The following is a 12798-nucleotide window of genomic DNA, read 5'->3' as shown; positions in this document are numbered from 1 at the left end:
AGTCGGAGTCAGCGGACGGTGGCGCCCTGCTCCCGGTCGAGGCGCTTTTCCTTGGCCTTGATCAGTTGGCGGTCGAGCTTGTCGACCAGCAGGTCGATGGCCGCATACATGTCGGTGTGCTCCGCGTTGGCAACGACTTCGCCACCGGCGATATGCAGGGTGGCTTCGATCTTCTGCTGCAGTTTTTCCACCTGCATGATCACCTGAACATTGGTGATGCGGTCGAAGTGGCGCTCCAGCCGGGAGAACTTCTCCTCGACATAGCCGCGCATGGCCTCAGTCACATCCAGCTGGTCACCACTGATGTTGACTTGCATACCTGTTCTCCTTCTTGCCGTTGGGAGAGGACCGACCTCTGGTCGACCCTCCGAATCACTTTGACGCGCCAAGGGGTTCTGGGCATTGACCCTAATCATTCCGGCGCCGTTAAACAAGCCCACTGAACGTTTTACATCAGGCGCTTACGCTCGCTCGACGGCGCGATGCCCAGGGATTCCCGGTACTTGGCCACGGTGCGGCGTGCCACCTGGATGCCCTGTTCCTCCAGCAGGCTGGCGATCTTGCTATCGCTCAGCGGTTTCTTGGCGTTTTCCGCCGCCACCAGTTTCTTGATGATCGCCCGGATGGCGGTGGACGAGCACTCGCCGCCTTCGGACGTGCTGACATGGCTGGAAAAGAAATACTTCAGTTCGAAGATGCCGCGCGGGGTGTGCATGTACTTCTGGGTGGTCACCCGCGAGATGGTCGATTCATGCATGCCCACCGCCTCGGCGATGTCGTGCAGCACCAGCGGCTTCATGGCTTCCTCGCCGTACTCGAGGAAGCCGCGCTGGTGCTCGACGATCTGGCTGGCCACCTTCATCAGCGTCTCGTTGCGACTCTGCAGGCTCTTGATGAACCAGCGCGCCTCCTGCAGCTGGTTGCGCATGAAGGTGTTGTCGGCGCTGGAATCGGCGCGGCGCACGAAGCCGGCGTACTGGGGGTTCACGCGCAGGCGCGGCACCGCCTCCTGGTTGAGCTCCACCAGCCAGCGGCCGTTGTGCTTGCGCACGATGACGTCGGGCACGATGTATTCGGGTTCGCTGGACTCGATCTGCGAGCCGGGGCGGGGGTTGAGGCGCTGGATCAGTTCCACCACCTGGCGCAGCTCGTCTTCCTTGAGCTTGAGGCGGCGCATCAGCTGGCTGTAGTCGCGGCCGCCGAGCAGGTCGAGGTAATCACCGACCAGGCGCTGCGCCTCGCTGCGCCAGGGGGTGTCTTCCGGCAGCTGGCACAGCTGCAGCAGCAGGCACTCGCGCAGGTCGCGGGCGCCGATGCCCACGGGTTCGAAATGCTGCACGCGGCGCAGCACGGCTTCGATCTCGTCCAGCTCGATGTCCAGTTCCGGATCGAAGGATTCGAGGATCTCCTCGAGGGATTCTTCTAGGTAGCCCTGGTCATTGATGCAGTCGATCAGGGTCGCCGCGATCAATCGGTCGGTGTCCGACATGGGCGCCAGGTTGAGCTGCCAGAGCAGATGGCTCTGCAGGCTCTCGCCACCGCTGGTACGGGCGGTGAAGTCCCATTCGTCATCGTCGTTGCTGGGCAGGCTGCTGGCGCTGGTCTGGTAGACATCTTCCCAGGCGGTGTCCACCGGCAGCTCGCTGGGGATGCGTTCGCTCCAGTCGTTGACCTCCTCGAGGTTCTCGACGCTGCTCTGGGTCTCCTGGTAGGTGTTTTCCGGAGGGGGGCTGCCGGCGGCGTCGTCACCGTCGGCGAGCGGATCGCTGTTGTCGAAGTCCTCGCCTTCCTCCTGCCGTTCCAGCATGGGATTGGATTCGAGGGCTTCCTGGATTTCCTGCTGCAGGTCCAGGGTGGAAAGTTGCAGTAAGCGAATGGCCTGTTGCAGCTGCGGGGTCATCGTCAGCTGCTGGCCCATCTTGAGAACGAGCGATGGTTTCATGGCAGACCTTGTGTTCCGGCGGGTGTTCGCCTGTCCCTGCGGCGCGCCGGGGCGCCGACCGCAAGCAATTTATATGCCCGGCGACGAATTGTATATCCCGTTGGTGTGTCCGCCAGTCGCTCTACAGGCGGAATTCGTGCCCCAGGTAGACTTCCTTGACCAGCTGGTTGGCCAGGATGGCCTCGGCGTTGCCCTCGGCGATCAGGCGGCCTTCGCTGACGATGTAGGCGGTCTCGCAGATGTCCAGGGTCTCGCGCACGTTGTGGTCGGTGATCAGTACACCGATGCCTTTGGATTTCAGGTGCTGGATGATCTGTTTGATGTCGCCCACCGAGATGGGGTCGACGCCGGCGAAGGGTTCGTCGAGCAGGATGAACTTGGGTGCGCTGGCCAGCGCGCGGGCGATCTCCACCCGGCGCCGTTCGCCACCGGACAGGCTCATGCCGAGGCTGTCGCGGATATGGGTGATGTGGAATTCCTCGAGCAGCCCTTCCAGGGTTGCCCGACGGCCTTCGGCGTCGAGGTCCTTGCGGGTTTCCAGGATCGCCATGATGTTGTTGGTGACGGTGAGCTTGCGGAAGATCGAGGCTTCCTGGGGCAGGTAGCCGATGCCGGCGCGCGCGCGACCGTGCATGGGCTGGTGACTGACGTCCAGGTCGTCAATCAGCACCTGGCCGTGATCGGCGCGCACCAGGCCGACGACCATGTAGAAGGTGGTGGTCTTGCCGGCGCCGTTGGGGCCGAGCAGGCCGACGATCTGGCCGCTGTCGATGCGCAGACTGACGTCGCGGACCACCTGGCGCTTCTTGTAGCTCTTGGCCAGGTGACGGGCAATGAGGGTGGCCATTATTCGCTGGACTCCGCGGGCTTCTTGCGTGGCTGGATCACCATGTCGATGCGTGGCCGGGGCGTGGTGACGTTGCCGTCCTGGGCACGGCCGGCGTTGACCACCTGGGTGCGGGTGTCATAGACGATGCGTTCGCCTTCGAAGGTATTGCCGTCGCGCACCACCTTGGCCTGGTCGGTGAGCACGATGCGCTCGTTGCTGGCGAAGTACTCGATGGTGCGTCCGTAGGCATGCACCAGCGATTCGCCGACTTCCGGCTGCTGCTCGTAGTAGGCGGGGCGCCCCTGGGCGGTGAAGGTGTCGATCTCGCCGCGGGCGTTGCGGGTGACGGTCACGGTGTTGCCGGTGATCTTCAGAGTGCCCTGGGTGATCACCACGTCGCCACGGTAGATGGCCTTGCCCTGGCGGTCGTCCAGCTCGGCGCTGTCGGCCTGCACGTGGATCGGCTGGTCACGGTCGGTGGGCAGCGCCCAGGCGCTGCAGGCGGCGGCCAGGCAGCCGAGCAGCAGAAGCGGTTTAGCGAACGTCATGTTGGCCTCTTACGTTGGACAGCAACAGCACCCTGCCTTCCTTGACGTAGGCTTGCATGCCGGTGGCGGTGGTCACGCCATCGGGGTTCTCGATGCGCACCGGCTGGGCTGTCTCGGCATATTCTCGCTCGGGGAATACGGTCAGGCGGCTGGTGGTCAGCCGGGTGAAGCGGTTCGGGGGAATGGTCTGCTCGATGCGCACGTCATCGATCAGTTCCACCTGGGTGCCCTGGGTGGCGACCTCGCCGCGCAGGCTGCGCACGCGCCAGGGCTGTTCGCCGGCGCGATGGATCAGCAGGTCGGGCTGGTACAACAGGTTCGTGTCGCTGTCCCTGAGGTGCTCCAGGCGCTCGGAGGTCAGCTCGTAACGCAGGCTGCCATCGGCCTGGTACTGCCGCGAATAGGCGTTCTGCACGAAGAAGTCCACCGAGGGCGGTGGCTGCTCGGCCTGCGGTTGATCAAGAAAACGCTCCGGCGAGATGTTCCAGTAGCCGATGGCGGCGAACACCAGGGCGATGATGATCAGCGGCAGAAACGTACGCAATTTGCCGAGCATGGCGGTGATCGTCTCTTCAGAGATAGGCGGACTGGGCTTCTTCGAGGTTGCCCTGGGCGCGCAGGATCAGTTCGCAGAATTCCCGCGCCGCGCCCGCGCCACCGCACGCCTGGGTCACGCCATGGGCGTGCTGGCGCACGAACGGATCGGCGCTGGCGACGGCCATGCCCAGGCCGACGCGGCGAATCACCGGTAGGTCGGGCAGGTCGTCACCCAGATAGGCGACCTGCTCATAATGGAGTCCCAGCTCGGCGAGCAGTTCATCGAGCACCACCAGCTTGTCCTCGCGCCCCTGGTAGAGGTGCTGGATACCCAGGTCGCGGGCGCGCTTCTCCACCACCGGGGTCTTGCGGCCGGAGATGATCCCCGTGCGCACGCCGGAACGCATCAGCATCTTGATGCCCTGGCCGTCGAGGGTGTTGAAGGTCTTGAACTCGCTGCCGTCGGCAAGGAAGTACAGACGGCCATCGGTCAGCACGCCATCGACGTCGAAGATGGCCAGGCGGATCTGGCGAGCACGTTGCAACAGGCTGTTCATCACATCACTCCGGCGCGCAGCAGGTCATGCATGTTGAGTGCGCCGACCGGCATATGGTTGTCGTCGACCACCACCAGCGCGCTGATCTTGTGGTCTTCCATCAGTTTCAGGGCCTCGGCGGCCAGCGCGTCGGCGCGGATGGTCTTGCCGGGGATGGTCATCAGCGCGTCGATGCCGGCGTCGCGCACGTCCACGCCGCGATCCAGCGCGCGGCGCAGGTCGCCGTCGGTGAACACGCCGGCCAGACGGCCATCGGCTTCGGCCACCAGGGTCATGCCCAGGCCCTTGCGGGTCATTTCCAGCAACGCCTCGCGCAGAGGGGTCCCCCGTCGGACCAGCGGCAGCTCGGCGCCCTGGTGCATGACGTTCTCGACCTTCAGCAGCAGGCGTCGGCCCAGCGCGCCGCCCGGGTGGGAGAAGGCGAAGTCTTCGGCAGTGAAGCCGCGCGCCTCCAGCAGGGCGATGGCCAAGGCATCGCCCAGCACCAGCGACACGGTGGTGGAGGAGGTGGGCGCCAGGTTGAGCGGGCAGGCCTCCTGGCTAACGCCGGCGTCCAGGTTCACCGCGGCGGCCTGGGCCAGCGGCGAGGCGGGATTGCCGGTCATGCTGATCAGGGTGATCCCCAGGCGCTTGATCAGCGGCAGCAGGGTGACGATCTCGCTGGTGGAGCCGGAGTTGGACAGGGCCAGCACCACGTCGTCGCGGGTGATCATGCCCATGTCGCCATGGCTGGCCTCGCCGGGATGCACAAAGAAGGCGGCGGTGCCGGTGCTGGCCAAGGTGGCGGCGATCTTGCGACCGACGTGCCCGGACTTGCCCATGCCGACCACGACCACACGACCCTTGCACTGAAGGATCAGTTCACAGGCGCGGGTGAAGTCGCCATTGATGCGCTGCAACAGGGCTTCGATGGCTTCGAGCTCCAGGCGAATGGTGCGCTGGGCGGATTGGATCGGCGTGCTGGTCTGGTTCATGGCACAGGGAACCGCTGGAAGGAAAAGGCGGGATTATAACGACAAAGGCGGTGGCGCTCATCAGGCCGCGCGGAATGCTTTGATGTCTAGTCATATATATGAATAGATGTCGAGATGTGTCATTATTCTGATATCAAATTAATGGCGCTGGCGGGCAAGGCTTGCGCTCCGAGTGGATGAGTCTGATGAGCGAATGGTTGGCGAATCTCAGTGTGACCTTGAAGCTGGCCCTGGGCTTCGGTCTGGTCCTGGTATTCACCGCGACGCTGGCGGTGGTCAGCTGGAACGGCCTGGACCGGGTGATCGAGCGCGGCGGCTGGGTAGCCCAGATCAACGAGCTGGGCGAGCTGCTGGGGCGGTTGCGCGCCGAGCGGCTGGGCTATCAGCTCAGCGTGGGCGACGAGCAGCAGGCCGAGCGGGTACAGCAGGCGCTTGAAGACTACAGCCGGCGACATCAGGAAGTGCTGCGGCGTTTCCCTGCCGGTGAGGGTGGCGAGCTGCTGCGCGAGCAGGCAGGGCAGCTCGCTCTCTATCAGGAGTCCCTGGCGCGTATGCGCGAGGCCTATCGCGCGGCCTGGTCGGCGCGCAATCGCATGGGCGAGCTGGCGCGGGCCTCCTTCGTCGACATCCAGCAGGTGCTGGCCGATGTGCTGTCGTTGCCCAGCGGGGCCGCATCACGCTTTGCGCGCTATCAGGCCATCCGTGACGTCAATGAGCAGCTGCAATTGGTGCGCTACGAGGTGCGCGGCTACACCGCCAACCCGACTACCAGAACCGAGCAGGCGGCGCGCGCCCAGTTCGTCCGGGCGTTCGATGCCATCGGGGCGGCGGCGACGACGTTGGGCGCCGACCATCGCCAGGCCATGACCAGCGTGCGGGCGCGCCTGGAGGCCTATCAAGGCGCGGTGGAGGCGTTTCGGGTGGCACACGCCGAGATCCTGGCTGCCCAGGAGCAGCAGCTCGGGCACGGCAACGAAATCGCCCGTCTCAGCAAGGCGCTGAGTGCCGATCAGTTTCAGCGTCGCGACCAGGAAACCGCCTCGGCACGCCAGGTGCTGATGGTCGGCGCGCTGCTGGCGCTGCTGCTGGGCGTGCTGTCCGCCTGGCTGATCACGCGACAGATCACCGGGCGCCTGGGCGAGACGCTGAAGGTCGTCGAGCGCATAGCGTCCGGCGATCTCAGCGAGCTGTCGCTGTCAGTGCGTCGCGACGAGATCGGCGTGTTGCAGCAGGGCGTGCAGCGCATGGGCCGGACCCTGCGCGAGCTGATCGGCGGCATCCGCGATGGCGCCGGTCAGGTGGCCAGCGCGGCGGAGGAGCTGTCGGCGGTCACCGAGCAGGCCCGGGCCGGTATCGGCCGGCAAAAGGACGAAACGGACCAGGTGGCTACCGCCATGCAGGAAATGTCCGCCACCGCGCAGGACGTGGCGCGCAACGCCGGGCAGGCTTCCCAGGCCGCTACCCGCGCCGATGCCGAGGCGCGCCAGGGTAGCCAGGTGGTGGTTGAGGTGCTGCAGCAGATCGAGCGGTTGGCCGCCGAGGTGCACCGCTCCAGCGGCGCGATGGCCGACCTGGAGCAGGAGAGCGACAAGATCGGTCGGGTGCTGGATGTGATCCGCGCGGTGGCCGAGCAGACCAACCTGCTGGCGCTGAACGCGGCCATCGAGGCGGCCCGGGCCGGAGAGGCGGGGCGCGGCTTCGCGGTGGTAGCCGACGAGGTCCGCACGCTGGCGCAGCGCACCGCCGAGTCCACGGCGGAGATCGAACAACTGATCGTCGCCCTGCAGGCCAGCGCCCACAGGGTTGCCGGTCAGTTGGAGAACAGCCAGGCGCTGGCGTCCAGCAGCGTGGGTTTGAGCGGCGAAGCCGGTGACGCGCTTCAGGGCATCACCCGGGCGGTGTCGAGCATCGAGACGATGAACCAGCAGATCGCCGCGGCGGCCGAACAGCAGAGCGCGGTGGCCGAGGAGGTCAGTCGGCGCATCGTCAGTGTGCGCGACGTCACCGAGCAGAGCGCAACGGCCAGCGGCCAGACGGCCGTGTCGAGCGTCGAGCTGGCGCGACTCGGTAATCAGCTGCAGGGGCTGGTCAGTCGCTTTCGGTTGTGAGCCGCCGGCCCCGTCAGGAAATCTCGATCTGGTAGCGGAAGGTGTCGGCGGCGGCGCGGGAGACGCGGTACTCGATGGGCTGGCGATCGTAGCCCAGGGCCAGGCGTTCGATCACCACCACCGGATTGCCGGCTTCCAGGCCCAGGGTGGCGGCGATATCCGCGCCGGCCGGCTCGACGGTGAGGGTTTCCTTGGCCGAAGCCACACGCTGGCCGCAGGTTTGCTCGTAGAAGGGGTACAGCAGATTGCCGAAGGCTTCCGGCTGGATATCAAGCAGGGCGGCAAAGCGGGTCGCCGGTAGCCAGATCACCTCATGGAACAGCGGCAGGCCATCAATCAGGCGCAGCCGCAGCAAGCGGAGGGTTTGCTCGCCGCTGGCCAGCCCGAGGGCCTGTGCCACCGAGGCCGGCGGGGTTTCCAGGCTGCGCGAGAGGATGCGCCCTTCCGGTACCTGTTCGCCGCCTCGGAAGAAGCGCAGCAGCGAGCCGTCGAAATTCGGTCGGCGCAGGAAGGTGCCGCGACCCTGAATGCGTTGCAACAGGCCTTCCGCCACCAGCATGTCCACCGCCTTGCGCACCGTGCCGACCGCCACTCCGTAGTGGCGCGTCAGCTCCGCCTCGGTGGGAATGGCCTGGTCGGGCAGCCAGGTGCCGTCGGCGATCTTGTCCAGCATTTCGTCTTTCAGGCGCTGATAGAGCGGCAGCCGCTCGTCATGCCCCAGGCTCGCGTGGGCCATGGCCGTCCTCCCCGGCAGGAAAATCGCGCAACTCTACCACCCGGCGCGCGGTTGACAAGGTTTTACCGCTAGAGATATGGTCAACCGATCATCTAATCATATAGATGAATTAAGCGCCCTCCGTAGTGGGGCTTCGGCTTGAACAATGATCATCAAAGGTAAGCCGTGATGCCTTCATCCGCTTGTTCCGGGATTTCCGGAATCGATACCCATGCGCACATCTTCCGCCGCGACCTGCCACTGGTGAGCGGCCGTCGCTACAGTCCCGACTACGATGCCAGCGTTGAGCAGTTTCTCGCCCAGCTGGATCGCTGCGGGCTTTCCCATGGGGTGCTGATCCAGCCCAGCTTCCTGGGCACCGACAACCGCTTCATGCTCGAGGCGCTGCGTCGCTACCCCGAACGGCTGCGCGGAGTGGCCGTGGTCTCGCCGGATATCGACGACGCCGAACTGGATGAGCTGGGCGCGGCCGGTGTGGTGGGGGTTCGCCTGAACCTGATCGGCCAGCCGCTGGAGGATTACCAGGTGCCGCGCTGGCAGGAATTCTTCAAGCGTCTGGCACAGCGAAGCTGGCATGTCGAAGTGCAGCGGGGGTTCGATGATCTGACGTACGTCATCCGGCCGATGATCGATGCCGGTGTGAACGTGGTGGTGGACCATTTTGGCCTGCCGCGCGGTGGAATCGACATGAACAACGCCGCTCACCGGGCAGCCCTGGCTCTGCTGGGACAGGCGCCGGTGTGGGTCAAGTTGTCGGCGGCCTACCGCAGCGAGAGCGATCTTGCGCAAGCGGCTGTCGTGCTGGCGCAGTTGCGCCAGGCCTGCGGCGGAGTGGGGCGTTTCCTGTGGGGTAGCGACTGGCCGCATACCCAGTTCGAGGAGCGTACCGACCATGCGGCGCAGTTCGCTTTCCTTGAGCGGCTGTTGCCCGATCCCGCCGAGCGTGCCCGCGTGCTGGTGGAAAATCCCGCCGAGCTTTTCGGCTTCCTGGCCCGATAACCGCCGCACAGAGAGAATTTCATGATCAGCATGTTAGTGGTTGCCGCGATCGTCATCGCGGTGGTGCTCGGGTACCGCACCAAGATCAATATCGGCCTGTTCGCCATCGCCTTCGCTTACCTGATCGGCTGCTTCGGCATGGGCCTCAAGCCCGCCGAGGTGATCGGCATGTGGCCACTGAAGATCTTCTTCGTGATCTTTTCGGTGTGCCTGTTCTACAGCTTCGCCATTGTCAACGGTACGCTGGAAAAGCTTGCCGAACACCTCATCTATGGCTGTCGCCGCTTGCCGCACCTGCTGCCCTATGCGGTTTTCGTCGCCTCCAGCCTGATCGCCGGCATGGGCGCCGGTTTCTATACGGTGCTGGCGTTCATGGCGCCGATCACGCTGCTGCTGTGCGAGCGCACCGGCATGAGCATGATCCTTGGCGCGCTGGCGGTTAACTATGGCGCGCTGGGTGGGGCCAACTTTGTATCCAGCCAGAGCGGCATCATCTTCCGCGGCCTGATGACTACCGCTGGCGTGCCGGAAAGCGAGGCCTTCATCAACAGCTTCGCGATCTTCGTCAGCACCATGGTCGTGCCCCTGGTGGTGATTTCCGCCTTCGTGTTCTTCTCGCGCAGCGGCCGAGCGCTCAAGGACGCCAGCTTCGCAGCCAGCGTGCCGAGCCCGCTGAACCGTGAGCAGAAGACCACCCTGTGGCTGACCCTGGCCATGATGGCTATTGTGTTGGCCGCGCCGGTGTTGCACATGGCTTTCCCGGACAGTCCGACCTTTAAGCTGATCAACGCCAAGATGGATATCGGCCTGATTGCCAGCCTGTTCTCGGTGCTGGCGTTGCTGCTCAAGGTCGGTGACGAGCGCAAGGCCATGGCCGCAGTGCCCTGGGGGACGCTGGTGATGATCTGCGGGGTTGGCATGCTGATCGCCGTGGCGATCAAGGCCGGCACCATTGATGCGCTGGCCTCCTGGATCGGGGCCACCATCCCGCCGCTGCTGGTGCCGGTGGTGTTCGGTGTGGTGGCGGCGTTCATGTCGCTGTTCGCCAGCACGCTGGGGGTGGTCACGCCGGCGCTGTTCCCCATGGTGCTGCCGATCGCCGTGCAGATGGGGCTGGACCCGATGGTGCTGTTTGTCAGCATCGTGGTGGGTTCCCAGGCCACCGCCATCTCGCCGTTCTCTTCCGGTGGCAGCCTGATCCTGGGCTCCTGTCGCACCGAGCAGGGGCGTGCGGAGCTGTTCCCGCAGCTGCTGTTGCGCGCGGCGCCGATCGGCTTTGTCGCCGCCATGCTGTTCAACGTGGTGTTGACCTTCGCCTTCTGATGAGGCGTCTTCCGCCCGCCTGACTGTTGTCGGGCGGGCGGCATCCTTCGCTCCTGTGCTGTCGCCGCTTTCGGATCATACGTTCAGTGATGAATGTTTGATGAAGGTGGTATAGTGCGCGCCGTTTTCGCCGCCACCCAGGTGGCTGCCGAGAGGCGCTACAGGAGGTTGATGTGACTGACCACGAGCATGCGGTCGAGCTGAAGGGGTTGACCTTCCGGCGCGGCGAGCGGGCCATCTTCGACAACGTGGACCTGGTGTTTCCGCGCGGGAAAGTCACCGGAATCATGGGGCCCTCCGGTTGCGGCAAGACCACCTTGTTGCGGCTGATCGCCGCCCAGCTGCGCCCCGAGAAGGGCGAGGTCTGGGTCAACGGCGTCAATCTGCCGACCCTCGGTCGCGGCGCGCTGTTCGACATGCGCAAGCAGTTCGGCGTGCTGTTCCAGAGCGGTGCGCTGTTCACCGATCTGAACGTGTTCGAGAACGTCGCCTTCCCGCTGCGCGTGCACACCGAGTTGCCCGAAGAGATGATTCGCGACATCGTGCTGATGAAGCTGCAGGCCGTCGGCCTGCGCGGCGCCATCGAGTTGATGCCCGACGAGCTGTCCGGCGGCATGAAGCGCCGCGTGGCGCTGGCGCGAGCCATAGCCCTCGATCCGCAGATCCTTCTGTATGACGAGCCCTTCGTCGGCCAGGATCCGATCGCCATGGGCGTGCTGGTGCGCCTGATCCGCCTGCTCAACGACGCGCTGGGCATCACCAGCATCGTCGTCTCCCACGACCTGGCGGAAACCGCCAGCATCGCCGATTACCTGTATGTGGTCGGCGATGGCAAGGTGCTGGGCCAGGGCACGCCCGACGAGCTGATGAATTCCGATGATCCACGGGTACGCCAGTTCATGCAGGGCACCCCGGACGGTCCGGTGCCCTTCCATTATCCGGCTGTGGATTACCGCGCCGACCTGCTGGGAAGCCGCTGATGCGCACGAAGTCTCCCCTTGAACGTATCCGCCTGCTCGGCAAGGCCGGCCTGGATGTCTGCCAGGCCCTGGGTCGCTCGACCCTATTCCTGTTCCATGTGCTGGCGGGCCGCAGCGGACTGGGCAACGGCCTGCAGTTGCTGATCAAGCAGCTGTATTTCGTCGGCGTGCTGTCGCTGCCGATCATCGTGGTGTCCGGCATCTTCATCGGCATGGTGCTGGCGCTGCAGGGCTTCAACATCCTCAGTGATTTCGGCTCCGAGCAGGCCGTCGGCCAGATGGTCGCGCTGACCCTGCTGCGCGAGCTGGGCCCGGTGGTCACCGCACTGCTGTTCGCTGGCCGCGCCGGCTCGGCGCTGACCGCCGAGATCGGCAACATGAAGTCCACCGAGCAGTTGTCCAGCTTCGAGATGATCGGCGTCGATCCGCTCAAGTACGTGGTCCTGCCGCGCCTGTGGGCCGGTTTCATTTCCATGCCCCTGCTGGCCGCCATCTTCAGCGTGGTCGGCATCTGGGGCGGCGCCATGGTCGCGGTGGACTGGCTGGGCGTCTACGAGGGTTCCTACTGGGGCAACATGCAGAACAGCGTGCGCTTCATGGAAGACGTCGTGAATGGCGTCATCAAGAGCGTGGTGTTCGCCTTCGTGGTTACCTGGATCGCCGTGTTCCAGGGCTATGACTGCGAGCCGACCTCCGAAGGCATCAGCCGCGCCACCACCCGTACCGTCGTCTACGCCTCGCTGGCCGTGCTCGGCCTCGACTTCATTCTGACTGCCCTGATGTTTGGAGACTTCTGATGCAAAGCCGCACTCTGGAAATCGGCGTGGGCCTGTTCCTGCTCGCCGGCCTGCTTGCCCTGCTGCTGCTCGCCCTGCGCGTCAGCGGCCTGTCGGCGGTCGGCTCCGGTGATACCTACCGGCTCTACGCCTATTTCGACAACGTCGCCGGGCTGACGCCGCGCGCCAAGGTGACCATGGCCGGTGTGACCATCGGCAAGGTGGTCGCCGTCGACCTGGACAAGGAACGCTACACCGGTCGGGTCACCCTCGAGGTCGACCGTGCGGTGGACAACCTGCCGACCGACTCCACCGCCTCGATCCTCACCGCCGGCCTGCTGGGCGAGAAGTACATCGGTATCAGCGTCGGTGGCGAGGAAGAGGTGCTGCGCGAGGGTGGCGAGATCCGCGACACCCAGTCGGCACTGGTACTCGAGGACCTGATTGGCAAGTTCCTGCTCAATACCGTGAACAAAGAGGGCCAATGAT

General features: G+C 65.1%; 14 protein-coding genes and 1 pseudogene. 7 read left to right on the top strand and 8 right to left on the bottom strand.

Annotation, left to right across the window (positions count from 1 at the left end; translation table 11 throughout):
* Positions 1–8: 8 nt before the first annotated feature.
* The 7 genes from hpf to SF06_RS08450 form a co-directional block, all read right to left on the bottom strand.
* Positions 9–317 carry a ribosome hibernation-promoting factor, HPF/YfiA family gene (gene hpf / locus SF06_RS08480; RefSeq protein WP_027591463.1) on the bottom strand — a complete coding sequence of 103 codons (309 nt, stop codon included), beginning with the start codon at positions 315–317 and terminating at the stop codon, positions 9–11.
* A gap of 131 nt (positions 318–448) precedes the next feature.
* Positions 449–1942, bottom strand: a complete 1494-nt coding sequence (locus SF06_RS08475; RefSeq protein WP_039560782.1) for an RNA polymerase factor sigma-54 — start codon at positions 1940–1942, stop codon at positions 449–451.
* A 121-nt stretch (positions 1943–2063) separates the two neighbouring features.
* Positions 2064–2789 carry an LPS export ABC transporter ATP-binding protein gene (gene lptB / locus SF06_RS08470; protein WP_027591461.1) on the bottom strand — a complete coding sequence of 242 codons (726 nt, stop codon included), beginning with the start codon at positions 2787–2789 and terminating at the stop codon, positions 2064–2066.
* Positions 2789–3319, bottom strand: a complete 531-nt coding sequence (gene lptA / locus SF06_RS08465) for a lipopolysaccharide transport periplasmic protein LptA (RefSeq protein WP_027591460.1) — start codon at positions 3317–3319, stop codon at positions 2789–2791. Before lptA ends, lptB begins: the two co-directional genes overlap by 1 nt.
* Positions 3306–3875 carry an LPS export ABC transporter periplasmic protein LptC gene (lptC, locus tag SF06_RS08460; protein ID WP_039560780.1) on the bottom strand — a complete coding sequence of 190 codons (570 nt, stop codon included), beginning with the start codon at positions 3873–3875 and terminating at the stop codon, positions 3306–3308. Before lptC ends, lptA begins: the two co-directional genes overlap by 14 nt.
* A 16-nt stretch (positions 3876–3891) precedes the next feature.
* On the bottom strand, positions 3892–4413 hold the full coding sequence (locus SF06_RS08455) for a KdsC family phosphatase (protein ID WP_027591458.1): 522 nt from the start codon (positions 4411–4413) through the stop codon (positions 3892–3894).
* Positions 4413–5387 (bottom strand): KpsF/GutQ family sugar-phosphate isomerase, encoded by a 975-nt coding sequence (locus tag SF06_RS08450; RefSeq protein WP_027591457.1) that lies wholly within the window; start codon positions 5385–5387, stop codon positions 4413–4415. The genes SF06_RS08455 and SF06_RS08450 overlap by 1 nt, the downstream gene beginning before the upstream one ends.
* Before the next feature lie 176 nt (positions 5388–5563).
* On the opposite strand from SF06_RS08450, the pseudogene SF06_RS19025 reads away from it, so the two are divergent.
* Positions 5564–6640, top strand: a pseudogene (locus tag SF06_RS19025) (methyl-accepting chemotaxis protein); the annotation flags it as partial.
* Positions 6632–7495, top strand: coding sequence for a methyl-accepting chemotaxis protein (locus tag SF06_RS19020; RefSeq protein WP_407681085.1), 864 nt, complete (start codon positions 6632–6634; stop codon positions 7493–7495). The pseudogene SF06_RS19025 and the gene SF06_RS19020, both read left to right, overlap by 9 nt.
* Before the next feature lie 13 nt (positions 7496–7508).
* On the opposite strand, the gene SF06_RS08440 is transcribed toward SF06_RS19020, so the two are convergent.
* Positions 7509–8231 (bottom strand): GntR family transcriptional regulator, encoded by a 723-nt coding sequence (locus tag SF06_RS08440; protein WP_027591455.1) that lies wholly within the window; start codon positions 8229–8231, stop codon positions 7509–7511.
* A 168-nt stretch (positions 8232–8399) separates the two neighbouring features.
* Here SF06_RS08440 and SF06_RS08435 point away from each other — a divergent pair, with 168 nt between their 5' ends.
* The 5 genes from SF06_RS08435 to mlaD all read left to right on the top strand — a co-directional run bounded on the left by SF06_RS08435 (position 8400) and on the right by mlaD (position 12797).
* On the top strand, positions 8400–9230 hold the full coding sequence (locus tag SF06_RS08435; protein ID WP_039560776.1) for an amidohydrolase family protein: 831 nt from the start codon (positions 8400–8402) through the stop codon (positions 9228–9230).
* 21 nt (positions 9231–9251) lie between these two features.
* Positions 9252–10553, top strand: coding sequence for an SLC13 family permease (locus tag SF06_RS08430; protein ID WP_039560775.1), 1302 nt, complete (start codon positions 9252–9254; stop codon positions 10551–10553).
* Between the two features lie 173 nt (positions 10554–10726).
* Entirely contained in the window at positions 10727–11533 is an 807-nt protein-coding gene (locus SF06_RS08425; protein WP_027591452.1) for an ATP-binding cassette domain-containing protein, read from the top strand.
* Positions 11533–12330, top strand: a complete 798-nt coding sequence (gene mlaE, locus SF06_RS08420; protein ID WP_027591451.1) for a lipid asymmetry maintenance ABC transporter permease subunit MlaE — start codon at positions 11533–11535, stop codon at positions 12328–12330. The genes SF06_RS08425 and mlaE overlap by 1 nt, the downstream gene beginning before the upstream one ends.
* The gene (gene mlaD / locus SF06_RS08415) at positions 12330–12797 is read left to right on the top strand and encodes an outer membrane lipid asymmetry maintenance protein MlaD (RefSeq protein WP_027591450.1); all 468 of its coding nucleotides are present in this window, start codon (positions 12330–12332) and stop codon (positions 12795–12797) included. The genes mlaE and mlaD overlap by 1 nt, the downstream gene beginning before the upstream one ends.
* Position 12798: the final 1 nt, after the last annotated feature.

Origin of the sequence: Pseudomonas flexibilis, assembly GCF_000802425.1 — a bacterium.
In the GTDB taxonomy this organism is placed as follows: domain Bacteria; phylum Pseudomonadota; class Gammaproteobacteria; order Pseudomonadales; family Pseudomonadaceae; genus Serpens; species Serpens flexibilis.
This window is presented reverse-complemented; position numbering and strand designations above follow the sequence as displayed.